This is a genomic window from Lentzea sp. NPDC092896 (assembly GCF_044754905.1).
GTDB lineage: Bacteria > Actinomycetota > Actinomycetes > Mycobacteriales > Pseudonocardiaceae > Lentzea.
In genome coordinates this window covers 1,960,410-1,984,022 of the sequence record NZ_JBIVPX010000001.1, presented here as the reverse complement: position 1 = coordinate 1,984,022, position 23,613 = coordinate 1,960,410, and the positions used below count along the sequence as shown (strand labels likewise).

Here is a 23,613-nt window from a genome sequence, read left to right as displayed (position 1 = left end):
CAACCTCAGCCCAGGCTGGGCGCATGAAACGGCTCCTGCTCGCACTTCTGCTCCTGATCACGGCCTGTTCGACGCCGCCGGAAACGCAACCCCACGCCCAGGTCACCCGGCACGACCCCGCGTTCCAGAAGGCGTTCCGGCACGAGTTCGCCGACGTCGACGGCCTCAAGATCCACTACGTCACGGGCGGCAGCGGCACCCCGGTCGTGCTGATCCACGGCTGGCCCCAGACCTGGTACGGCTGGTGGCCGATCATGCCCGCGCTCGCCGAACGCCACACCGTCTACGCGCTCGACCTGCCCGGTCTCGGAGACAGCACCGGCAGGCCGAAGGGCTACGACAAGGCGACGCTCGCGCGGTACGTCCACGCGCTGACCAGCGAGCTCGGTCTCAAGAACGCCTCCGTCGTCGGCCACGACCTCGGCGCCGCCGTCGCGTTCCAGTACGCCAGCCAGTTCCCCGAGGACACCGCCCGCCTCGGCTACCTCGACCTGCCGCTGCCGGGCCCGGCAATCGACGCGCGCACCTACCGGAACCTGAGCTGGCACATCGCGTTCCACTCGCAGCGCCAGGTCCCCGAGGCGGTCGTGCAGAACGACGTCCGCGACTACCTGAAGCTCTTCTACCCCCAGGTCGCCTACCAGGGCAGCGCCTTCGGTGGCACGTCGACGAAATCCCCGTTCGCGGACAACGAGATCGACGAGTACGCGCGGACTTACGGCAAGACGTTGTCGAACGGCTTCGAGCTGTACCGCGCGCTGGACCAGGACGTCCGCGACACCGAAGCCGCCCGGCCGGCCCAGGCCCCGACCCTGGTGATGGCCGCGGAAGGCCAGGCCACGGCGATCGCGGGCACGGCGGCCCCGCGGATGACGAACATCGTGCGGGCGCTGGACGTTCCGCACGCCGGCCACTGGCTGGTCGAGGAGAACCCCGAGTTCGTCACCGCGGAACTGCTGCGGTTCCTCAGTTCATGACCGGCACGCGATCAGCCCACGGCAGCGCCTCTTCCAGCTGTGCCGCGAGCTTGATCAGCACCGGCTCCCCCGCGAGCGGCGCCACGAACTGGACGCCGAGCGGCAGCCCGTCCGCCGTCCAGTGCAGCGGCAACGACAGCGCGGGCCTGCCGGTGATGTTCGCGAGCTGCGTGTAGGGCACCCAGCCGAGGTTGTCTTTGATCATGTCCTCGACGATCGGAGTGTGCTTCAGGAACCGGGCCGTGCCGGTCTTGAGCAGCACGTCGGTGGCCCGCTGCAACGAAACCGGCAGGTCGAACTGGCCGATCTTGGGCGGCGGAGTGGCCAAAGTCGGCGTCAGCAGGAGGTCGTAGGACTCGAAGTACGTGCTCAGGCGGCGGGTGTGCTCGTGCCGCCGCTGCACCGCGTCCACGTAGTCGACGCTGCTCGTGGCCCGTCCCAGCGCGGCCATGAGCAGCGTGTCGCGTTCGAACGCGCTGTCCGGCGCGCCGGTCAGGCGTTTCGCGTCGGCGACCTTCCAGGCGAGGTTCACGAACCACGTCAGCAGGAAGTCCTTCGCGAGCGCGGCGTCGTCGAACGGCGCCTGCGGCAGTTCCTCGACGTGGTGACCGAGTTCGGTGAGCACCTGGACGGCCGACGCGACGGCCGCGACCGCCTCGGGGTGCGGGTCCGGGTTGATCGCCGACGGCACCCGGACGCCGATCCGCAGCTTCCCCGGCGCCTGACCGATGCAGGAGGCGAACGACTCCGCGGGCAGCGCGGGCGAGTACGGCCCGGCGGGCTCACCACCGCAGATGACGTCGAGCATCGCGGCCGTGTCGCGGACCGTGCGCGAAACGACACCCTGCACCGCCGCGCCGTGCATCATCTCGGCGGTCTCCGGGCCGAACGGCGTGAGCCCGCGTCCCGGCTTCAGCCCGACGAGCCCGCAGCACGCCGCCGGGATCCGGGTCGAGCCGCCACCGTCGTTCGCGCCCGCGCACGGCACGATCCCGGCGGCGACCGCGGCGGCCGAGCCACCCGACGACCCGCCGGGAGTCCGTTCCAGATCCCACGGGTTGCGCGCGGGGCCCCAGACGGTCGACTCGCTGATCGCCTTCGCGCCGAACTCCGGCAGGTTGGTCTTGCCGAAGATCACCAGGCCGGCGTCGATCCAGCGCTGGACGACGGTCGAGTGCGCGGCGACCCTGTGCGCCGTCAGCGAGCGCGACCCGTTCGAGGTCGGCAGGCCCGCGTAGTCCTGGCCGAGGTCCTTGATCAGGAACGGCACCCCGGCGAACGGGCCGGTGAGGTCGTCGGAGGGTTCGGCGGGGACGTCCCGCACGATCGCGTTGAGCCGCGGGTTCACCGCGGCGGCGCGTTCCCGCGCCACCGCGAGGAGTTCGGTCGCGGAGACCTGCTTGTCCGCGACGAGCCGGGCCAGCCCGGTCGCGTCGTACTTCCGGTACTCGTCGAAGTCCACGCGCTCAAGGTAGCTGTTCGGCCACGCCGAAGATGGTCTCGCGCACGATCGCGGGGGTCTCCTGCGGGATGAGGTGCCCCGCCTCCTCGACGACGATCATCTTGCCGCGCGGGGCGGCGTCCATGAGATCGGCCGCGTGCCGGTTGAACACCGGGCGCCACTTCGCCATCCCCCGCTCGACCAGTCCCGCCTGCAGGCAGACCGTCGGGACGTCCGGCGTGCCCGTCGCCTGCACCCGGCGCATCAGTGGCAGGGCGGCCGCGATCTGCTGAGCCTCCCTGCCGCCCGCCTTCATCGCCCGCGCGGTCGCGTAGTCGCGCGTCATGACGTCCACGTCCGCCGCGGAGATCTCCGGCGAGACGCCGTTGCGGAACGCCTGCCGCTTGATCAGGCCCTTGCCGCCCAAGCGCGCCACGACCGCCATCAGGCTGAAGAACCTCGCCGCGACCTTGGCGTTCCGGGTGGACATGACCTCGGCGAGGGTCGCGTCCACGAACACCATCCCGGCCACACGTCGCGGGTACCGGTCGGCGAACACGCGGATGATCGGGCCGCCCCAGCTGTGTCCGACGAGCACCACCGGCTCGGTCTGGCCGAGCACGTCGAGCAACGCGGTCAGGTCGTCCACGATCCGGTCGAGCGTGCGGTCGTGCGGGTCGGCGTCGCTGCCGCCGTAGCCCGCGCGGTCGTAGGAAAGCGTGCGGTAGCGGGCACTCACCTCGCGCTGGGTGTGGATCCACGACGAACCGGGCGCGCTCATGCCCGCCTCGAAGACGATCAACGGCCCTGGGCCCTCCCCCGCCGAGACGGCGCGGATCGCCCGGCCGTCCGGCAGGGTCACGATCTTCTCCAGCATCGCGGGGCCTTTCACTCGTACCAGCTCGGCGGGTGGAGTTCGTCCCACAGCGCCGCGCTTTCCAGCTGTGCGGCGAGGGCGAGCAGTTCGGAGTCGCAGCGGTTGCGGCCCACGAGGTGGACGCCGTGCGGCAGTCCGCCGGCGTCCACATGCGACGGGAGCGAGATCGCCGGCACTCCGGCGAGGTTGGCCCACGGCGTGTGGCAGGACCACTTCAGCATCAGGTCGGCCTCGTCGCCGGCGTAGTAGCCGATCGGGACCGGCGGGCCGTTCGTCGTGGGCGTCAGCACGACGTCGTAGTCGTCGACCGCGGCCAGGAACGTGCTGGCATGACGGGCGAGCAGCGCCTGTGCCATGACGACGTCGTTGGCGGACAACGTGTCGTTGACGGCGAGCAGGTGACGGGAGTACGGCCGCAGCAGATGGGTTCGGTTCAGCGGCACCATCATCTGGGCGACGGTGCCCACCTGGTAGGCGAACCAGACCAGGATCGCGCGCCCCACGGGTTCGTCCCAGCGGGCGGGCAGCGGGATCTCGCGGACGTCGTGGCCGAGTTCCTCGAGCACGCTCGCCGTGCGCCGCACCGCGAGTTCCGCCTGCGGATCGGCGTCCTCGCCCGTGCCGGTGTCCGTCCACATCGCGATTCTGAGGCGGCGCCGGAGCTTCAGGGCCGAGGCGAAGCTGCCCTCGTTGCGCCACCCGTAGAGGTCGCCGGGTGCCGGCGAGGCCATCACGTCCAGCAGCAGTGCCGCGTCCTCGACGGTGCGCGCCATCGGCCCCTCGGTACTGGCGAGGAGGAACGAGGCGGCCGGCGCCGGGCTCACCAGGCCGCGGCTGGGCTTGAACCCGACCAGGTGGCAGGTCGCCGCGGGCGTGCGGATCGAACCGGCGCCGTCGCTGGCGTGCGCGACGGGCAGCAGTCCCGCCGCGACCGCCGTGGCCGCGCCGCCGCTGGACCCGCTCGAGTACCGCGTTGGCGCATGAGGGGTCACGGCCGGGCTCGGCGTGACGTCGTTCTCGGTGTAGCAGCTCGCGCCGAACTCCGAGGTGTTCGTCTTGCCCAGCACGACCGCGCCCGCCTGCCGCAGCAGTCCGACCGTCCAGGAGTCCTGCTGCGGCACGAACTCGGCCAGCGCCGCCGACCCGAACGTCGTGCGGAGGCCGGCCGTCGCCGCGAGATCCTTGATGCCCAAGGGCAGTCCGAGCAGCGCTGCCTGCTCTCCCCTGGCCAGCCGTTCGTCCGCGCGTGCGGCGTCGTCGAGCGCACTCTCGTTGACCGTCACGAACGCGCCGAGTCCGGCGTGCCGCTTGATGCGCTCCAGGTAGTGCGCGGTCAGTTCGCGCGAGCTGATCTCCTTGGCGTGCAGTGCTTTCAGCTGCTGCGCGGCGGTGAGTTCGTGCAGGCTCATGGCTTCACCGAGGTTCCCGTGAGCAGGCGGTGCACCGACCACGTCACCACGTCGAGCTCCTCGGACGTCATCGGCTCTCCGCCGAACATCCGCCGGTGCATCAGCGGGCCTTCGAGCAGGTTGCCGACGAACGGCAGTTCCGGCACCTCGGCGATCTCACCGCGCCGCACCGCCCGTGCGATGGCATCGACCAGCGGCTGCGACCGGCGCCCGACCAGCGCGCGGAACGTCCGCTCGGCCTCGGCGTCCCCGCGCAGGTCGGCCAGGAAGCCGACCAGGCCGTCGTTCCACGGCTCGTTCCAGGCCCCGGCCAGGTCGTCCGCGAACGCCCTAAGGTCACCGTGCAGCGTGCCGGTGTCGGGGTCCGGCACCGGGGGCAGGTAGGCGTCGAGCACGTCCGCCACCAACCGCACCTTGCTGCGCCAGCGCCGGTAGACGTCGGTCCTGTGCGCCCCGGACTGCGCCGCGACCTGCGTCAGCGTCAGCGCGTCGTAGCCGTTCGAGGTCAGCAGCGACCACGCCGTCGCCAGCAACCGCTGTTCGAGATCGGGATCCCGCGGACGCCCTGCCACCGGCAGCCCTCCAATTCGCAACAAGTTGTAGCGATACCGTAGGCCGCCCGGTGCACGTCCACAAGGGTCAGCCCACGACGCACCCGGCGAACTCGGCCATCGCCGCCGCCACACCGACGTCGAGGGCGTCCTGCATGACGCGCGGACGCCGTTCGGTCCGCCCGATGGCCGCGCTACCGAGCGGCGGCCGGATCTGCAGGCAGGCGGGATGGGACGCGAGCAGTTCCTCGTCCTCGGCCCGGATCTCCTCACGGCGCAACCAGGAGGGCACGACACCCGGCGCGTGCCGGGTGAACCAGCGTGACAACACGAAGCGTTCACCACGGGAGGGCGGCGTCCCCAGGAACTCGTCCTCCCGGCGCGTGCGCAGAGCGACGACGTGCGTGGCCCCCTGCGCGAGCGCGCTGCGGATCGGCACCGTCTCGCTCAGCCCCGCGTCGACGTACGGGCGGCCGTCGATCATCACCGGGTCGCCGGCGAGGAACGGCATCGCGGCGGACGCCCGCAGCGCGGTCTGCAGGCTCAGCGTGTCCCGGACGTGCTCGTGCAGGTCTGCGGCCGCGCCGGTGAGGCCGTCCGTGGCCATCGGGTGGAACTCGACGGGGTTGTCGAGGATCTCCTGGAAGCCCATCCGGTGGACCTGCGTGTAGATGGTGTGGACGAGGTGATGGGTGTCCACGACCGGCCTGCGGCTGAACGCCCGCCGCAGGTTGATGGTCGTGCGCATGACGGCCGGGTCCCACCAGGCGTGCTTGCTCTGGTCCGCCCGGCCGCAGAGCAACCAGGCCGCGTTCAGCGACCCCGCCGAGCTGCCGTAGACGGCGTCGAACGCCGGCAGGATCCCCAGCCGTTCGATCGCGACGGTCATCCCGCTGGAGTAGACACCGCGCGAGCTCCCGCCTTCGATCAGCAGCACCAGGCGCGCGTCGTCGTTCCGTTGTCCTGGAAGGCTTTGCTGCCGCGTGCGTTCGCGCAGCAACTCGAGAACCGTCACGACTGCTCCACCTTCAGACGAGGGGCCAGGGCCAGGGGCTGACCGGCGGCTCGAACGGCAGGGTCTCCGACCACTCCCAGAACGCGAGGCCCCGGTCGACGTGGCCGCCGATGAACTCGATCACCGCCGCGATCTCGGAGTCCGACGTGCCCGCGGGTACGTCGATGGCCACGTTGCCCCATCCGTTCCATTCGTACAGGAGCCCCAGCGCGGACGCCCTGCGGTCGACCTCGGCCCGGAACGTCTCGGCCGCCGCGTCGTCCTCCATCGACGGCACGAGCATCGCGCGCAGGGTGCGGTTGCCCTTCCTGCTGACGACTCGCTCCACGAACATCTCGCTGTTGAGCGCGACCTCGTCGCCGAGTGAGAAGCCGTACGCGCAAAACGGGATGCACCGAACCTCGAACGCGTTGGGGCCGCTCTGTGCCAGTACCAGATGCTCGAAGAACCCCGGCATGCCGAACGGCGCCAGATCCACCAGCGCCGTGCCGTTCTTCTCGGAGTGACGTACTGGACTCTTGTGCCCGATGCTGATCGGCTCGGCTGTCACCGAAACCACACTCCCTTCCCCAGAAGCCGAACAGATGTTGCCAGAACGCCAGGCGCTGCTACCGTGGAAGTGAGATCAACCGCCCTCGATGAGGAGCTCGACGTGCTGGTGGGTGAAGACGACATCTCAGGGTGAGCCCTGGATGTGACAGGCCATCGACGCCCGATGGCCGTTCAGTCGTCCCCTTTTCCACACGCGCGGCCATTCCGCGCGCGGCACATTCCTGAGGTCTCACACCCATGTCCGACGCATTCATCGTCGTGTCGTCCCTGTCCTTCACCTGGCCGGACGACACCCCCGTGTTCGACGGCCTGTCCGTCTCGGTGCCCGGTGGGCGCACCGGTCTCGTCGCCCCCAACGGTGCCGGGAAGTCGACGCTGCTCAAGCTCGTGGCGGGCACTTTGACGCCATCGGAGGGAAGCGTGTCCGTCGAGGGCGTGCTCGGCTACCTCCCGCAGGACCTGCCGCTCACCGCCGGGCTGACCGTGGCCGAGGTGCTCGGCGTCGCGGACGTGCTGCGCGCCATCGCCGCCGTCGAGTCCGGTGACGTCGGCGAGGAGCACTTCACCACCATCGGCACCGACTGGGACCTGGAGGAACGCACGCGCGCGCAGCTCGACCGGCTCGGGCTCGGGGACCTGGCGCTCGACCGGGTGCTCGGCACGTTGAGCGGTGGGCAGGTCATCTCGCTCGGGCTCGCGGCGCAGTTGCTCAGGCAGCCGGACGTGCTGCTGCTCGACGAACCCACCAACAACCTCGACCTGGACGCCCGGCACCGCCTCTACGACGTGCTCGACGACTGGCGAGGGTGTCTGCTCGTGGTGAGCCACGACCGGGCGTTGCTCGACCGGATGGACCGGATCGCCGAGCTCGACGGCGGCGAGGTCCGGTTCTACGGCGGCAACTTCAGCGCCTACGAGGAGGCGGTCACCGCTGAGCGCGAGGTGGCCGAGAAGAACATCCGCAGCGCCGAGCAGGAGGTCAAGCGCGAGAAGCGGGAGATGCAGCAGGCCCGCGAACGTGCCGCGCGCCGTGCGTCCAACGCCCAGCGCAACCTCGGCAACGCGGGACTGCCGAGGATCTTCGCGGGCAACATGAAGCGCAACGCGGAGGTGTCGGCGGCCAAGGCAGATGGCACGCACGCGGCCCGTCTCGGTGCCGCTCGCTCCAAGCTGGACCAGGCCGAACGGGCGTTGAAGGAAGAGCAGAAGATCAGCCTGGAGCTGCCGCAGACCGCGGTGCCGGCCGGACGCACGCTCTTCCTCGGCTCGGACCTGCGGGTGCGGGACCTGTTCTCCGGCCTGGACTTCGCGATCCGGGGGCCGGAGCGGATCGCTTTGGCCGCACCGAACGGCGCCGGCAAGTCGACGTTGCTGCGGGTGGTCCACGGTTCGCTCGCGCCGGACAGCGGTGAGGTGAAACGGGCCGACGGCCGCGTCGCGTACCTGTCGCAGCGGCTGGACCTGCTCGACGACTCCCGCACGGTGGCGGAGAACCTGGCCGCGTTCGCCCCCGCCATGCCGCCGGCGGAACGGATGAACCTGTTGGCGCGCTTCCTGTTCCGCGGCACCCGCGCGCATCTGCCGGTCGGCGTGCTGTCCGGCGGCGAACGGCTGCGGGCGACTCTGGCGTGCGTCCTGTTCGCCGAGCCGGCGCCGCAGCTGCTGTTGCTCGACGAACCGACGAACAACCTCGACCTGGTCAGCGCCGGGCAGCTGGAGAGCGCGCTGAACGCGTACCGCGGCGCGTTCGTCGTCGTCAGCCACGACGAGCGGTTCCTGAACGAGGTGAGGATCGACCGCCGGCTGCGCCTCGACGGCGGCAAGCTGGTGGAGGCCGCACATGGCTGAGGCACTGGTCGCCACCGAGTTGGTGCGCGGGTTCGGTGGCAGGCGTGTGCTCGACGGGGTGTCGCTGACGGCTGCTCCCGGCCGGCGCATCGGGCTGATCGGCGAGAACGGCGCGGGCAAGTCGACGTTGCTGCGGCTGCTCGCGGGCGTCGACCAGCCCGACGGCGGTGTCGTGCAACGGCCGCCGGACCTGGGTCTCCTGCACCAGGAGATGCCGTTCCCGGACTCGGCCGCGGTCGCCGAGGTGCTGGACGACGCGCTGGCCGAGGCACGGGAGGACCTGGCCGAACTGGAACGACTGGGTGCGCTGCTCGGCAGCGAGGACGTCGAGGCGGAGTACGCGGAACGGCTGGAACTGGCACAGCGGCACGAAGCCTGGGACGCGGACCGGCGGGCCGACATCGTCCTCACCGGACTCGGGCTCGGTGACGTGGGCCGGGAGAGGACGCTCGGATCGTTGTCCGGTGGGCAGCGCCGCCGACTGGACTTGGCTGCGCTGGTGATCCGGCGGCCGACCGCGCTGCTGCTGGACGAGCCCACGAACCACCTCGACGACGACGCGGCGGCGTTCCTGGAGGAGCAACTGCGAGCGCTGCCCGGCATCGTGGTGCTGGCGAGCCACGACAGGGCGTTCCTCGACGCGGTGTGCACGGACCTGGTCGACCTCGACCCCGCGGTGGACGGCCCCGTCCGGTTCGGCGGCACCTACACCGAGTACCTGCACCAGAAACGCGCCGACCGCGACCGCTGGGAACGCCGTTACGCCGAGGAACAGGAGGAACTGGCCGCGGTGCGCGACTCGCTCGGCCTGATCGCCGGCCGCGTCGCACCGAACCGGACCATGCGCGACAGCGACAAGATGGGCTACGGCGTGCGGGCGAACCGCGTGCAGAGCCAGATCTCCCGCCGCGTCCGCAACGCCACCCGGCGCCTCGAGGACCTGGAACGCGACGCCGTGCCCGCTCCCCCGCGCCCGCTGCGGTTCGAGCCCGACGCCGTGGCGTCACCGGCGGAGGATCTGGTGTCGCTGCGGGAGATCCGGGTTCCCGGACGGCTCACGCTCGACTTCCTGGACGTGCGCGATGGCGACCGGCTGCTGGTGACCGGCCGCAACGGCGCGGGCAAGTCGACGCTCCTGCTCGTGCTGGCCGGGAAACTCGACGTCCAGGGCGTGCGGCGACATCCGGACGTTCGTGTCGGGCTGCTCGACCAGGACACGGCGTTCGCGAACCCGCGCCTCACCGCGCGCGGCACCTACGGCCGCGCGCTCGGCGCCGAACGGGTAGAGCAGGTGCCGCTGGAATCGTTGGGGCTGCTGCACGAGTGGGATCTCGGCAAGGCCGTCGGCACGTTGTCGGTGGGCCAGCAACGCCGCCTCGCGCTCGCGCTGCTCGTCGCGAATCCGCCGCACCTGCTGCTGCTCGACGAGCCGACCAACCACCTGTCGCCGACGTTGTGCGACGAGCTGGAGGACGCGCTGGGGCCGGGTCCGGGCGCGATCGTGCTCGCGAGCCACGACCGCTGGCTGCGCAACCGGTGGCAGGGAGCCGAAATCGGACTGTGAAACTCGGTGGACCACTCCCGGATGATGGTTCGGTGGTGGTGTTCGAGTGCGTGGCGTGCGGGTCGGAGCTGACCGTTCCGCTGACGCAGGTCGACGGGCCTGACCACGAGGTGGTTCATCAGTGGGGCAACGGCATCCGGTACATGCCGAGTCTGGTGCCCGCCGGCACCTACGCCGGACGGGACCGGATCGTCATCGCACCCGGTGACGTGCGCGGTCTGTCGTGGATCGAGGACCGGCTCGCCGGCTACTGCTGCGGGATCGACGGCCACGAGGGCCCCAACCTCGCCTGCGCGTGCGGGCGGCCTGTCGCCACGCGGATCGATGACTGCTCGCTGTGGCAGGTGGTGCGATTCGAACCTGACGCCGTGCGACCCGCGGGCGATCCGGAGCCGGTGCGCGAGTGGGAGTCGTTCGACTGGGACACCACACCGTTGACCGACGCCGACGAGTGGTGGCAGGCACGCGCGGAGATCTCGGCGGCGGTGGCCGTCGTCCGGGTGCTGAAGGCCGCCGAAGGCGCGCCCGTGACCGTTCCGGACGGACCGCTCGCGGACACGTTCCGGCGTGAACTCGACGCACAGCGGCCGTCAGGAGGGCCTGCCCTGTCCCTGGGACTGACCGGACCGGGCACCACCGCGGAGGCGGACGTCCTGCTCGTCCCCCGGCATCCGCAGACGGGCGACGCCTGGCCCGCGGAAGGAACGGTCGTCCCCATCTCCGCTGAGCTGTGGGTCTGGCTCGCCCGCACCAGCGAGCAGCCGGTGCGACCCAGAACCGGTGGTCAGTGGGCGCCGTTCCTCAGCGACGATCCGCTGCCCCGGCGGCCGAGGACAGTCGAGCCGTGTCTCTGGGCCGTCCGCAGATGGCTTCCCTGAGCCGTGTCGAGAGGGCGGGATCAGCTTCGACGTGGTTGTGGAAGGACACCCGCACACCCCACGGAGGACTGATCATGACCGGACGACCGCCCGTCACCGACCTCGCCACCTGGCAGAAGGCCCGCGACGAGCTCCTGCTCCGCGAGAAGGCCCACACCCGCGAGGGCGACGCGATCGCGGCCGAACGCCGGAGGCTGCCGATGGTGGAGTTCGACGGCACCGTCGAGGTGGTCGGCGCCGACGGACCCGTGCCGTTCGTGGAGCTGTTCCAAGGCCGCGACGAGCTCGTGGTCTACAAGCACATGTGGTGGGACGGCGCGCCGCACCAGGGGCAGTGCGAGGGCTGCACGCACATTCCGTGGCACTTCGACGACGCCGCCTACCTCAACGCGCGCGGGGTCTCGTTCGCGATGCTGACCACGGGCGCGTGGGACGAGGTGGCCGCGTTCGTGGAGTTCATGGGCTACCGGCAGCCGTGGTACTCGGTGCGCGGTGTGGACGAGCCCGTCGGCGGTGAGATGGGCTACCTGACCAGCTATCTGCGCGATGGTGACCGCACGTTCCTCACGTACTCCACGACGGGGCGCGGCACCGAGCGGGTCAACGGGTCGCTGGGGCTGCTCGACATGACCGTGCACGGGCGCGGCGAGGCCTGGGAGCGGCACCCGGAGGGCTGGCCGGAGGCACGGCAGGCGGGGTGGTTCTGGCGCACGGACTCGGACGGGAACTCCAGCTGGGGCGAGGACAGCCGGCCCGTTCCGCAGTGGACCCGCCCGGGCGCGACGCCGGTGACGACCCTGGGGCGGCAGGGCCACTGCCACTGATCAGCGCGGCTTGACCGCGGTGGCGAGGAGGCGGCGCCTTCTGTCGAAGTTCGGGAGAACGTGCCGCGCCTCCTCCTGCATCGACACCATCGCGGGATCGGGTGCCTCGACGGTGAGCGCCTCCTCCCACATCCGCCGCTCCGTCACCCTCCACTCCGGCCTGTCCGCGATCTCCACGCCGGTGAACCCGGCCTCGGGAAGCTGCACGGCCAGGTCCAGCTCGCGGGTCCGCCGCGTGACCCGCTCGTCGCCGGGATCGACCGCCTGCCAGCAGGTGACGACCAGCCGTCCTCCCAGCCGCAGCACGCGCAGGCACTCCCGCAGCGCGTCCGGCTTGGACTCCGCGAACTGCAGGGCGTCGACGATCAGCACCGCGTCGACCGAGGACGACCACAACCCGGTGGCGGTCAGCGTTCCCACCCGGAAGTCGCCGCCACCGCTGCGCTCTCTGGCCTGCTCGATCGCCACGGCCGAGAAGTCCACGCCGACCAGGCGGCACCCGGTGCGGCGCGCGATCTCCAGCCCGTACCCGCCCCGGCCGCACGCCAGGTCCAGCAGCACCTGGCCAGTCCCCAGACCGAGGGCGTCCGCGACCTCGTCGAGGCCTGCCCCGCTCAGCACGCTCGTCGACTCCAGGCCCGGTGGGAGGGCGAGCGTCCGCCGCACCAGTTCGTCGGCCAGTGGCGACGCGGCACGGTCGGCGTACCAGCGGTCGAAGTCCTCAGCGCTCGTCACCACACCGACACTGCCAGAAAAGTCGTTTGTGCTCACCGGCTTTCCACCGGTCCACTGTGGCGTGCAGATCCGTTCCACGACGGCCCAGGACCTCGACGTCTTCCTCGGCACCGTCCACACCGCGTTCGGGCGCTTCCCCGAGACCCCGGGCCCGGACGGCGGGGGCCTCTGGTGGTCGGCGCTCGAGATCGACCGGACCCTGCTGGCCGAGTCGGAGGGCAAGGCCGTCGGAACGGCCACCGCGTACTCGTTCGAGCTGACGCTGCCCGGCGACGTCGTCGTGCCCGTCGCCGGGATCACCGCGGTCGGCGTGCTGCCCACGCACCGCCGCCAGGGCGTTCTCACCGAGATGATGCGGCACCAGCTCCACGGGCTGCGCGAACGCGGCGAGTTCCTGTCCGTGCTGCTGGCGAGCGAGGGCGAGATCTACGGCAGGTTCGGGTACGGCCCGGCGACCTACACGCGCCGCATGACGATCCAGCGCGGCCAGAGCGCGTTCAGGACCCAGGTGCGCAAGGGCTCGATCGAGGTCCTCCCTCGATCCGAAGCCACCGGCGTCATGGAACAGGTCTACGACCACTACCGCCGCACCCAGCCCGGCGCGCTGGGAAGGCCACACCGCTGGTGGGCGCTGGGCGCGGGCATGCCTCCGATGACACGGGCACCGCGCTACGTCGCCGTCCACCGAGATGGCGACCGGCCGGACGGGTACGCCACCTACGCGCTCGACAACGGCACGCTGACGGTCGACGAGATCATCACCGCCGACGACGCCGTGTTCGCGGCTTTGGCCCGGTTCGCGCTCGACCACGACCTGGTCACCGAGGTGGTGTTCAAGCACGTTCCCACCGACCATCCGCTGCGCTGGATGCTCGCGGACTTCAACGCGGGACAGGTGAGCGGCGAGATGGACTGGCTCTGGGTGCGGCTGCTGGACGTGCCGCGGGCGCTGACCGCGCGTGGCTGGCTCACCGACGGCGAGATCGTGCTCGACGTCGACGACCCGTTCCTCCAGGAACGCCACCGCTATCTGCTGACCGTCGAGGACGGGAAGGCCGAATGCGTGGAGACCACCCGCGATCCGGACCTGGAACTGGACGTGCGCGACCTGGGTTCGCTCTATCTGGGCGGAACAACGCCGAGCACGCTCGTTCGCGCGGGGCACGTCCAAGCGCACGGATCCACCGCAAAGGCTGACGCTCTGTTCCGTTCCGAACGCACTCCGCACTGTCTGCACTGGTTCTGATCGACATCTGGACAAAAGTATGACGGCGCGTTAGGCCCAGGTATGACGCGTGCCCGTGGCAGCGTCGTTATTGTCCGTTCCGATGGACATCATCAACCCGTAATCCCCTTTCCGCCGAAGGGCAGCGCGTCATGTGGGAAGTTCTGCAGTCAGCGACCGACGTCCGGTCGCGCGTGACCGAGTGGATGGGGAAGCGGTTCCTCGCACACCTCAGCAAGACCGGGTTCGACCTCGAGTCGTCCTGGTTCGTGCCCTCGCGCGTGCTCGCCCCGCTGCGGCGCAACGGGGTGGACCCGGTGCCGGAGCTGGCGCGGATGCAGGCCCACGGACCGATCACGCGGCTGCCGCTGCCGGTCACGGTGTGGCTGGTGACGGGCTACGAGGCGTCCAAGCAGGTGCTCGTGGACTCCGAGGCGTTCAGCAACGACTTCGGCCACCTGCGGGAACTGGGGCTCTTCTCGGACGAGGCGCCGGGCGGGCTCGGGTTCAGCGACCCGCCGGAGCACACGCGGCTGCGCAAGGTGCTCACGCCGGAGTTCACCATGCGGCGGCTCTCCCGGCTCGTGCCGCGGATCGAGCAGATCGTCGCGGACCAGCTCGACCTGATGTCCATGAAGGACGGTGCCGTCGACCTCGTCGAGCACTTCGCGATGACGGTGCCCGCGCTCACGATCTGCGAGCTGCTGGGCGTGCCCGCGAGTGAGCGCGAGGAGTTCCAGCGGCGCAGCGTCTCGCGGTTCGACCTCGGCGGCGCGGCCACGACGTCGCTGTCGGCCGTCTCCGAGTCGATCGTCTACTTCCGGGAGCTGGTGCGCGCCCAGCGCCTGGCCCCGACCGACGGGCTGCTCGGCGAGCTCGTCCGCAAGCACGGCGACGACCTGGGCGACGACGAGCTGGCGGGTCTCGCGGACGGGCTGCTCACCGGCGGGTTCGAGACGACCGCGAGCATGATCTCGCTCGGCGCGCTCGCGATGATGCGCGACCCGGCGCTGCGCGAGAAGGCGCTCGGCGACGACAAGACGGTGAACGGGCTGGTCGACGAGCTGCTGCGGCACCTGAGCGTCGTGTCGGTGGCGTTCCTGCGGATCGCCCGCCACGACATCGAGATCGCCGGGACGAAGATCAAGGCCGGCGACATCGTGGCGTGCTCGCTGTCGCAGGCCAACCGCGACCCGAGCGTGTACGCCACGCCGGACGTGATCATGGCGGACCGTCCGGCGAGCCAGCACCTCGCGTTCGGCTATGGCGCGCACCGCTGCATCGGCGCCGAGCTCGCGAAGATGGAACTGCGGATCGCCTACCCGGCGCTCGTCCGCCGGTTCCCGGAGATGCGCCTCGCGGCCGACCCCGGCGCGCTGTCGTTCCGCAAGCTCTCGATCGTCTACGGGCTGCACTCGCTGCCGACCCACCTCGGCACGCAGCCCAGCCCGATCCAACAGGTTCTGTGAAGAAAAGGGGAAGGCCACCTCGGTGGCCTTCCCCCTTTTTCACTCGCGGGTTCCGATGGTGTCGATGGGTTTGGCGCGCAACGACATCCGCGTCGACACACCGATCGACACCACGCCGAGCAGCACCGCCCCGGCGAGCGCCCCCAGGTACACCGTGATCGAGCCGGCGGGCAGAGGGCTCCCGGTCAGGCTGATCGCGAGGACGCCCAGCGGCACCGCCGCGACCAGCGATCCCAGCACCGCGGCCAGTCCGACGGTCAGCAACGCCTCGGCGCGCATCATCCGCACGATCTGCCTGCGTCCGGTGCCGACCAGGCGCAGCAGGGCGAACTCGCGGCGCCGTGCGGCCGTGGACATCACCAGCGTGTTCGACACGGAGATCGCGACGTAACCGAGGATCACGCCGACCGCGACGAGGTTGAGCAGGAACTGGGTCCGTTCCTGGCTGCGGTCCTGCGCCGCCACCCGTCCGGTCACCTGCAGGCCCGGATAGCGGCTGGTCAGCGCGTTGAGCGTCGAGGGGTCGGCTGCCTTCACGAGCACCGCACTGTCCAGACCGGACCTGGTGTGGGCGCGGGCGTCGGCGGCGGAGAGCACGTAGTCGCCGAACGCGAGGTCGTGCTCGTAGGTCGCGACGACCTTCAGCTTCGCCTGCTGGCCGTCGGCGAACCAGAACTCGACGTCGTCGCCGACCTTCTTGTTCTCCCAGGAGGCGTGCGCGGCGCCCAGTGCCACCGTGCCGGGCCGGAGGTCGTCGACGCTGCCGGACACGACGCCGAGGTCGACCAGGCCGCTCGCCGTGGAGTCGAGCCCGTTGGCGGGCCGGCTCTGCACGTCGACGCTGTCGCCGGTCTTGCTGGCCGTGATCACCTGCGTGCGCACCAGCGACGTGGCCGTGCCGCCCTCGATCTGCCTCACTACCTCGGCGGGCACGCCGGTGACGCCGGTGATCACGTGGTCGGCGGTGATCGAGCGCTCGGTCTGCTGCTGCACGGCGGCGGTGAACGTCGTCTGGCTGTAGAAGTTCACCACCGCGAACCCGACGGCCAGCATCAGCGGCGTCACGGCCGCCGCGAGCCTGCGCGAGTTCTTCAGGACGTTCGCCGACGCCAGGTACCCGCTCACCCCGGACCTGGCCAGCACCGGCGCGATCACCCGCACCGCCGCCCCGACCACCCGCGGCCCGGTCAGCGTCAGGCCGATGATCAGCACGAGCGCGGCCATCACGGACATCGCCGCGCCGATCTGCCCGCCGATGAACAGCGGCACCGCGGTCGCGCCGAGCCCGATCGCGACCAGGACCCAGCCGATGGCCAGCCGCACCTTGCCGACGTCCCGCTTCTGCACGGCGGCCTCGCCCAGCGCCTCGACCGGGTTGATCGACGACGGCCTGCGCGACGCGCTCCACGCGGCGAGCCGCGCCGCGCCGACGCCGATCAGCAGTGCCGCGACCAGCGGAATCGGGCTGATCGAGAGCGCGAAGTCGTCCGGCACCACGCCGATCTTCGCGAACGCGGCCCGCAGGCCCAGGCTCACGCCGATCCCGGCCAGGCTGCCGATCACGCCCGCGATCACCGAGACGACGGTGGTCTCGACGCCGATCAGCCTGCGGATCTGCCGCGGCGTCGCGCCGACGGCCCGCAGCAGCGCGAACTCGCGGCGGCGTTGCTCGACGGTCAGCGCGAGGGTGCTGGCCACCACGAAGATCGCCACCAGCACCGCGTAGCCGCCGAACGAGCCGGCCAGGATCGCGAGGATCGACTTGGTCTGGCTGACGTCGTCGAACTCGGCGGCACTGCGGTCGGCGCCGGACGACACCGTGACGTGGTCGCCGGCGAGAGCGTTCTCGACCCGCTGGGCGTCGGCGCCCAGCACACCGATGGCGCTCACCCGGTCAGGACTCCCGGCCAGCTCGGTCGCCCTGGCCTCGTCGAAGAAGACGGACGCCTGGCGTGCTCCTCCGCCGGCCTCGGCGACACCGGCGACCCGATAGGTCACCGGGACCGAGCGGGTCATCACCCGCACCTCGCCGCCCACGCCGACCCCTGCCTCGGCCGCCAGACCCGAGTCCAGGACGACCTCGCCCGGCTTCGGCGGGTTCCCCTCCTTCAAGTTGAACGGCGCCAGCACCGCGGAGCCCCAGTTGTGGCCGAAGGTCGGCTTGCTCGCGAGCGGCTGCCCGTCCCCGCCCACCACCACGGCGGGGAAGGTCTGCTCGGGAACGGCCTTCGCACCCGGCACCGCGGCGATCTTGGCGACCAGTGCGGCGGGGATGGACGGCTGTTCGGCGGCGTGCTCGAACGCCAGGACGTCGCCACCGGGAGGCCGCACGGTCCGGTCACCGGTGACGACCACGTCGGCGGCCGCGTACCGCTGGGTCGGCACGCCGCCGCGGAAGCCGGACTCCATCAGGATCCCGCAGGCCGCGACGAGCGCGGTACCGCACAGGATCGCGACGAACGCCCCGATGAACCCGCTGGTGCGGGCCTTGACGGTCTGCCAGGCGAGACTCAGCACGGTCACCACTCCCCGAGGTGCGTCATGCGCTCCGCGACCTTCTCGGGCGTCGGCCCGGTGAGCTCGCCGGCCAGCCGTCCGTCGGCCAGGAACAGCACGCTGTGTGCGGCGGAAGCGGCCACCGGGTCGTGCGTGACCATCAGCACCGTCTGCCCCATCTCGTCCACAATGGACCGGAGCAGGGTCAGCACCTGCTGCGCGGTCCGGGAGTCCAGCGCGCCGGTCGGTTCGTCGGCGAGCACGACCTCGGGCCGGGCGACCAGTGCGCGGGCGATCGCGACGCGTTGCTGCTGGCCACCGGACAGCTCGGACGGCAGCCGGTCCAGCCGCCCGTCCAGGCCGACCCTGCCGACGACCTCGGTCAGCCAGCCTCGGTCCGCCGCGCGGCCCGCCAGGCGCAGCGGCAGCGTGATGTTCTGCTCGACCGTCAGCGACGGCAGCAGGTTGTAGGCCTGGAAGACGAACCCGATCCGGTCCCGCCGCACCTTCGTCAGCGCGGCCTCCTTCAGGCCGCCGAGGTCGGTGTCGCCGAGCAGCACGCGGCCGGACGTCGGCCGGTCCATGCCCGACGCGCAGTGCAGGAAGGTGCTCTTGCCCGAGCCGGACGGTCCCATCACGGCGGTGAACGTGCCCCGCCGGATGCCGACGGTCACCTCGTCCAGCGCGGTGACGGCGCCGCCTCCAGAGCCGTACACCTTCCGCACCGCCTGCAACGACAGCGCGTCTGCCCTCATCACGTTTCTCCTTGGCTCGCAACGTTCTTCTGGCCAAGAACGTAATTTCGCGAGCCGCGCGGAACGATCACGCAGGCTGCCCGGCCTCAGGTGGAGCAGGCTCTACCTCCAGGCGGGTTCGTCCGCGCGAACGAACCGGGAAGGTCAGATTCGTCGGCCGCGACGAGGTGACCGCGTGGCCCCGAAACCTAGCGTTGCCGGTGACCGGAGTCACGTCGACGTGGGATGGGGCGCGGATGTCCAAGCTCAACGAGATCAACGAGTGGCTGCAGGAGAACCTGCCGCGACTGGCCGCCGAGCACGACGTGCCGGGGGCCGCGGTGGCCGTCACCGTCGGCGACGACGTGGCCGAGGCCGCGGCGGGCGTGCTCAACAAGAACACCGGCGTCGAGACGACGACCGACTCGCTGTTCCAGATCGGGTCGATCACCAAGGTCTGGACGGCGACGCTCGCGCTGCAGCTCGTCGACGAGGACCTGCTGGACCTCGACGCGCCCGTGCGCGACTACCTGCCCGAGTTCCGCATCGCCGACGAGGAGGCCGCCGCGCGGATCACGGTGCGGCAGCTGCTGAACCACACCTCGGGCTTCGAAGGTGATCTCTTCACCGACACCGGCCGCGGTGACGACTGCGTGGAGAAGTACGTCGCCACGTTGCACGACACGCCCCAGCTCTTCGCGCCCGGCGAGATGTTCAGCTACAACAACGCCGGCTACTGCGTGCTCGGCCGGATCGTGGAGGTCATGCGCGGCAAGCCGTACGACGACTGCCTGCGCGAGCACCTGTTCGCCCCGCTCGGCCTGACCCACGCCGCCGCGGACGCCTACGAGGCGATCATGCACCGCGCCGCAGTCGGGCACCTTACGCCCGACGAGGAGGCCGGGCCGCAGGTGGCGCCGGTCTGGTCCCTGGTGCGGTCGAACGCCCCGGCCGGTTCCGTGCTCGCCATGAGCGCCGCCGACCTGCTGAAGTTCGCGCGGATGCACATGAACTCCGGCGCCTCCGTGTTGTCGCCCGCCGGAGTCGAGGCCATGCAACAGGTTCAGGTGCAGGTGCCCGACCTCGCGTTGATGGGCGACGCCTGGGGCCTGGGCTGGGAGCTGTTCCACTACCCGGAAGCGACGGTCATCGGCCACGACGGCGGCACGATCGGGCAGAACGCCTTCCTGCGCCTGGTTCCCGAGCACGGCGTCGCGGTCGCGTTGCTGACCAACGGCGGCAAGACCATCGACCTCTACCAGGCGATCTTCCGGCACGTGCTGCGCGAGCTCACCGGTGTCGAACTGCCGGCGATGCCCGAGCCCGCCGCGGACCCCTCGCGCGTCGACGGCGACCGGTTCACCGGCGTCTACGTGTCGGCGGTCGGCGAGCGCGTGGTCACCCAGGACGAGGACGGCCGGATCTGGATGGAGGTCATCCCGAAGGGGATCATGGCCGAGCTGAGCCCGGAGTCCGCGGGCAAGACCGAGCTGGTGCCGTGGCGCGACGACACACTCGTTGCGGCGGAACCGGTTCATGGCATCCACATGCCGCACGCGTTCGTCGGCGACGACGGCAACGGGCGCGCGTTGTTCCTGCACACCGGCCGTGCGGACCGCCGGGTGGCGCCGTGACCTTCGCCGAAGTGTTCGCGAGCGCGGGCGTGGAGGGGTTCGTCCACGCCCGCGAGATCGGGGTGGACGGCCCCGAAGCCGGTCACGGCGCGGACGACCAGGTCGTGCTGGCGTCGGTGTTCAAGATCCCGGTCACCGTCGCCTACGCGGCCGAGGTGGCGGCGGGACGGCTCGACGAGACCGAACGGACGCGCGTCACGTCCCGCTACCGCATCGGCGGCATCGGCACCGCGGGGTGTGCCGACGACGTCGAGATGAGCTGGCGCGACCTGGCGTTGTTCATGATGACGATGAGCGACAACGCCGCGACGGACGTCGTGTTCCACCGCGTCGGCCAGGCGGCGGTCGACGCGGTGCTCGACAAGGCCGGTCTGGAGCGCACCCGGATTCTGGGGTGCTGCGAGGACCTCTTCGCCTCCGTGGCGGCGGACCTGGGCACGGACGACGTCGAGGAGGTGCTCGCGGGTCCGACCTGGGAGCGCGTCTCGAAGCTGTCCATCGTGGATCCCGAACGCACCACTTCCTCGACGCCGAGGGAGATCACCACGTTGCTCGACGCCATCTGGACCGACCGCGTCGCGGAACCCGAGGCGTGTCACCGGGTTCGCACGATCATGGCGCAGCAGATCTGGCCGCACCGGCTCTCGTCGGGCTTCCCCGCCGACGTCCAGGTCGCCGCCAAGACCGGCACGCTGCCCAGCGTCCGCAACGAGGCGGGCGTCGTCACCTACCCCGACGGCCACAGCTACGCCGTCGCGGTGTTCACCCGCTCTCAGTCGCTCGACCTGCGCGACCCCGCCGCCGACGCGGTGATCGGCCGCGCCGGACGACTCGCCGTCGACCAGCTCCGGAGGACGTCATGAAGCGCGCGATAGCCCTGCTCGGAGTCGTCGTCCTCGCCGGGTGCGGGACGTCGGCCACGCCCGGAGGCCAGGACCTGGCCGAGGGCAAGACCTTCACGATGTCGGTCGCCGCGGATCCGGGTTCGCTCGATCCCGCGCTCACGGTCCTGTCGGTGGCACGCCAGGTCGGCCGGTTCCTCTACGGCAGGCTGATCGAGCGCACGTCGAACGGTGACATCGTCTCCGGCCTCGCCGAGAAGTGGGACGCCACCACCACGACGGCCACTTTCACGCTGCGCCAAGGCATCACGTGCGCCGACGGGGCACCGCTGACCGCCGCCGACGTCGCCGCGAACATCACGTTCGTCGGCGACCCGAAGAACAAGTCGGCGCTCGCCGGGCTCCAGGTCGTTCCCGGCACCACGGCCACGGCGGACGAGGCGACCCGCACCGTCACCGTCACCAGCGGCGCACCGGACGCGTTCCTGCTGACCAACGTCGGCACGCTGCCGATCGTGTGCGCCAAGGGCATGAGCGACCGCTCGCTGCTCGCGAAGGGCGAGCAGGGCACCGGCATGTTCACGGTCTCCGAGATCGTGCCGAACGACCACTACACACTGGTGCGGCGCAAGGACTTCGCGTGGGGACCCGGCGACTGGCAGAAGGACCAGCAGGGCCTGCCGGACAAGGTCGTCGTCCGGGTGATCGCGAACGAGACGACCGCCGTGAACCTGCTGCTGTCCGGCCAGCTCAGCGCCGCGACCGTCGCGGGCCCCGACCAGGAACGCCTGCTCGGGCAGAAGCTCGAGCACGTCGACACCGCCACCCCGCTGGGGACGCTGTCGTTCAACCAGGTCGAGGGGCATCCCGGCAAGGACCTGGCCGTGCGCAAGGCGCTGCTGCAGGCGCTCGACCTCGCCCAGGTCGGCAAGGTGCTGACCACCGGCAAGGGCAGGCCGTCGAAGGGTTTCGTGACTGTCGAGCCCCGGCCGTGCACCGGCGACAACGTGACGCCGAACCTGCCCGCGTTCGACAAGGCGGCCGCCTCCAGTGCTCTCGACGCCGCGGGATGGCGGGCCAGCGCGGACGGCACGCGGTCGAAGGACGGCAACCCGTTGACGATCAAGCTGCTCCAGCCGACCGTCCTCGGCCCGACGCTGACCGCGACCGCCGAGCTGATCCAGCAGGCGTGGCAGGGCGTCGGCGTGAAGGTGGAGATCCAGCCCGTCGACGCCGCGGGAATCAACCAGACGCTGTTCGGCACCGGCGCGTGGGACGCGGCGATGGTGCCGCTGACGTTGTCGCTGCCGAGCCAGCTGGTGTCGTTCGCGTCCGGCCCGGTGCCGCCGGAGGGCGTGAACTTCGCCCACGTCACCAACGCCGAGTTCGCCGCGGAGTCGCAGAAGGCCGCGTCCCTCGCCGGCACCGCGGGCTGCGAGCACTGGGACAAGGCCGAGGCCGCCCTGGTCCGCGACGCCGGCATGGTGCCGTACTTCGACGCCGTCGTGCCCACGTTCGTGAAGGGCGCGAAGTTCACGATCAGCGACAGCATCGACCCGACCTCGATCCGGATGCTGGCCTCATGACCGTTGCCGGCTGGGCACCGTTCGCGCGGCGGCGGGCCCTGCGCTTCCTGACCTCGCTGTGGGTCCTGGTGACGGCGGCGTTCCTGATGATCCACCTGATCCCCGGCGACCCGGTCCGCGAGTCCCTGGGCCTGGCCGCGCCACCGGACCTCGTCGCCTCCCGCCGTGCCGCGCTCGGCCTCGACGACCCGTTGCCCGTGCAGTACTGGCACTACCTGTCCGGGTTGTTCCAGGGCGAGTTCGGCACCTCGCTGATCAGCGGGACGCCGGTCGCGAACCTCATCGGCGACCGCCTGCCCGCGACCGTGCAGCTGGCGGTGCTCGCGTTCCTGGTCGTGGTCGTCGTGGCGGTGCCGGTCGGTGTCGTCATGGCGATCCTGACCAGGGGCGGCCGCCGGCGTGGCGGCGAGCTGGCGTTCACCTCGTCCAGCGTGGTGCTCGCGGCGATCCCGGAGTTCCTGCTCGCGGTGGCGCTCGTGAGTCTCTTCGCCGTGCAGCTGGGCCTGTTCCCCGTGGCGGGCAACGACGCCGCCGGTTCGTGGGTGCTGCCGGTGCTCGCGCTGGCCATCGGCCCGGCCGCGGTGCTCGCCCGGATCGTGCGGGTCGAGCTGCTCTCCGTGCTGGGCAACGACTTCGTGCGCACCGCCCGCGCCAAGCGGCTGCCGTCGCGCCTGGTGTACGTGCGGCACGCGCTGCCCAACGCCGTCACCGCGACCCTGACCCTGGGCGGCATGATGCTCGCCGCCCTGGTCGCGGGGACCGTGCTGGTGGAGAACGTGTTCGCGTGGCCGGGGCTCGGCTCCACCATCGTCGGTTCGATCCAGCAGAAGGACTACCCGGCGGTGCAGGGAATCGTGCTGGTGTACGGGGCAGGGGTGCTGCTGGTGAACCTGGTCGTCGACGTGGCGCTGGCGCTGCTCGATCCGCGTTCGACGATCAGGGAGGCGTGATGCGCT

At 71.1% G+C, this 23,613-nt stretch carries 20 protein-coding genes; 11 read left to right on the top strand and 9 right to left on the bottom strand.

All coding sequences use genetic code 11. The annotated features are described in order from the left end of the window. Positions 1 to 23: 23 nt before the first annotated feature. On the top strand, positions 24 to 977 hold the full coding sequence (locus ACIQF0_RS08765; RefSeq protein WP_401026279.1) for an alpha/beta fold hydrolase: 954 nt from the start codon (positions 24 to 26) through the stop codon (positions 975 to 977). Here the strand turns inward: ACIQF0_RS08765 and ACIQF0_RS08760 are convergent. The 6 genes from ACIQF0_RS08760 to ACIQF0_RS08735 all read right to left on the bottom strand — a co-directional run bounded on the left by ACIQF0_RS08760 (position 967) and on the right by ACIQF0_RS08735 (position 6,820). After that, entirely contained in the window at positions 967 to 2,439 is a 1,473-nt protein-coding gene (locus ACIQF0_RS08760; protein ID WP_401026277.1) for an amidase, read from the bottom strand. The two genes, ACIQF0_RS08765 and ACIQF0_RS08760, sit on opposite strands and share 11 nt — an antisense overlap. Before the next feature lie 4 nt (positions 2,440 to 2,443). Further along, positions 2,444 to 3,310, bottom strand: coding sequence for an alpha/beta fold hydrolase (locus ACIQF0_RS08755; RefSeq protein ID WP_401026274.1), 867 nt, complete (start codon positions 3,308 to 3,310; stop codon positions 2,444 to 2,446). Then, on the bottom strand, positions 3,307 to 4,704 hold the full coding sequence (locus ACIQF0_RS08750; RefSeq protein ID WP_401026272.1) for an amidase: 1,398 nt from the start codon (positions 4,702 to 4,704) through the stop codon (positions 3,307 to 3,309). The genes ACIQF0_RS08755 and ACIQF0_RS08750 overlap by 4 nt, the downstream gene beginning before the upstream one ends. Continuing rightward, a complete protein-coding gene (locus ACIQF0_RS08745) occupies positions 4,701 to 5,276 on the bottom strand; it encodes a TetR/AcrR family transcriptional regulator (protein ID WP_401026269.1) in 576 nt (191 codons plus the stop codon). Before ACIQF0_RS08745 ends, ACIQF0_RS08750 begins: the two co-directional genes overlap by 4 nt. Positions 5,277 to 5,343: 67 nt before the next feature. Then, on the bottom strand, positions 5,344 to 6,270 hold the full coding sequence (locus ACIQF0_RS08740) for a patatin family protein (RefSeq protein ID WP_401026266.1): 927 nt from the start codon (positions 6,268 to 6,270) through the stop codon (positions 5,344 to 5,346). A 13-nt stretch (positions 6,271 to 6,283) separates the two neighbouring features. After that, positions 6,284 to 6,820 (bottom strand): DUF4265 domain-containing protein, encoded by a 537-nt coding sequence (locus ACIQF0_RS08735; protein WP_401026264.1) that lies wholly within the window; start codon positions 6,818 to 6,820, stop codon positions 6,284 to 6,286. A gap of 239 nt (positions 6,821 to 7,059) precedes the next feature. On the opposite strand from ACIQF0_RS08735, the gene ACIQF0_RS08730 reads away from it, so the two are divergent. The 4 genes from ACIQF0_RS08730 (at position 7,060) to ACIQF0_RS08715 (ending at position 11,936) form a co-directional block, all read left to right on the top strand. After that, on the top strand, positions 7,060 to 8,670 hold the full coding sequence (locus ACIQF0_RS08730) for an ABC-F family ATP-binding cassette domain-containing protein (RefSeq protein WP_401026261.1): 1,611 nt from the start codon (positions 7,060 to 7,062) through the stop codon (positions 8,668 to 8,670). Further along, entirely contained in the window at positions 8,663 to 10,234 is a 1,572-nt protein-coding gene (locus tag ACIQF0_RS08725) for an ABC-F family ATP-binding cassette domain-containing protein (RefSeq protein ID WP_401026258.1), read from the top strand. Before ACIQF0_RS08730 ends, ACIQF0_RS08725 begins: the two co-directional genes overlap by 8 nt. 32 nt (positions 10,235 to 10,266) lie before the next feature. After that, positions 10,267 to 11,112: a hypothetical protein gene (locus tag ACIQF0_RS08720; protein WP_401026256.1), complete on the top strand. Its 846-nt coding sequence runs from the start codon at positions 10,267 to 10,269 to the stop codon at positions 11,110 to 11,112. Between the two features lie 74 nt (positions 11,113 to 11,186). Then, entirely contained in the window at positions 11,187 to 11,936 is a 750-nt protein-coding gene (locus tag ACIQF0_RS08715) for a DUF899 family protein (protein WP_401026254.1), read from the top strand. Here the strand turns inward: ACIQF0_RS08715 and ACIQF0_RS08710 are convergent, their stop codons facing one another. Continuing rightward, positions 11,937 to 12,671 carry a class I SAM-dependent methyltransferase gene (locus tag ACIQF0_RS08710; RefSeq protein WP_401026251.1) on the bottom strand — a complete coding sequence of 245 codons (735 nt, stop codon included), beginning with the start codon at positions 12,669 to 12,671 and terminating at the stop codon, positions 11,937 to 11,939. 61 nt (positions 12,672 to 12,732) lie between these two features. Here ACIQF0_RS08710 and ACIQF0_RS08705 point away from each other — a divergent pair, with 61 nt between their 5' ends. Further along, a complete protein-coding gene (locus tag ACIQF0_RS08705) occupies positions 12,733 to 13,917 on the top strand; it encodes a GNAT family N-acetyltransferase (protein WP_401026248.1) in 1,185 nt (394 codons plus the stop codon). 131 nt (positions 13,918 to 14,048) lie between these two features. Then, positions 14,049 to 15,365: a cytochrome P450 gene (locus ACIQF0_RS08700; RefSeq protein WP_401026246.1), complete on the top strand. Its 1,317-nt coding sequence runs from the start codon at positions 14,049 to 14,051 to the stop codon at positions 15,363 to 15,365. 39 nt (positions 15,366 to 15,404) lie between these two features. Here the strand turns inward: ACIQF0_RS08700 and ACIQF0_RS08695 are convergent, their stop codons facing one another. Both ACIQF0_RS08695 and ACIQF0_RS08690 read right to left on the bottom strand, forming a co-directional pair. Beyond that, positions 15,405 to 17,888, bottom strand: a complete 2,484-nt coding sequence (locus tag ACIQF0_RS08695; protein WP_401026243.1) for an FtsX-like permease family protein — start codon at positions 17,886 to 17,888, stop codon at positions 15,405 to 15,407. Beyond that, on the bottom strand, positions 17,885 to 18,616 hold the full coding sequence (locus tag ACIQF0_RS08690; protein ID WP_401026241.1) for an ABC transporter ATP-binding protein: 732 nt from the start codon (positions 18,614 to 18,616) through the stop codon (positions 17,885 to 17,887). Before ACIQF0_RS08690 ends, ACIQF0_RS08695 begins: the two co-directional genes overlap by 4 nt. Before the next feature lie 236 nt (positions 18,617 to 18,852). Between ACIQF0_RS08690 and ACIQF0_RS08685 the strand changes: the two genes are divergently transcribed. From ACIQF0_RS08685 to ACIQF0_RS08670, 4 genes are read left to right on the top strand one after another with little or no spacing between them, the layout of a single operon-like run. Further along, positions 18,853 to 20,229: a serine hydrolase domain-containing protein gene (locus tag ACIQF0_RS08685; RefSeq protein WP_360029756.1), complete on the top strand. Its 1,377-nt coding sequence runs from the start codon at positions 18,853 to 18,855 to the stop codon at positions 20,227 to 20,229. Further along, positions 20,226 to 21,092: a serine hydrolase gene (locus ACIQF0_RS08680; protein ID WP_401026237.1), complete on the top strand. Its 867-nt coding sequence runs from the start codon at positions 20,226 to 20,228 to the stop codon at positions 21,090 to 21,092. Before ACIQF0_RS08685 ends, ACIQF0_RS08680 begins: the two co-directional genes overlap by 4 nt. After that, positions 21,089 to 22,657 carry an ABC transporter substrate-binding protein gene (locus ACIQF0_RS08675; protein WP_401026234.1) on the top strand — a complete coding sequence of 523 codons (1,569 nt, stop codon included), beginning with the start codon at positions 21,089 to 21,091 and terminating at the stop codon, positions 22,655 to 22,657. Before ACIQF0_RS08680 ends, ACIQF0_RS08675 begins: the two co-directional genes overlap by 4 nt. Next, positions 22,654 to 23,607 (top strand): ABC transporter permease, encoded by a 954-nt coding sequence (locus ACIQF0_RS08670; protein WP_401026231.1) that lies wholly within the window; start codon positions 22,654 to 22,656, stop codon positions 23,605 to 23,607. The genes ACIQF0_RS08675 and ACIQF0_RS08670 overlap by 4 nt, the downstream gene beginning before the upstream one ends. Positions 23,608 to 23,613: the final 6 nt, after the last annotated feature.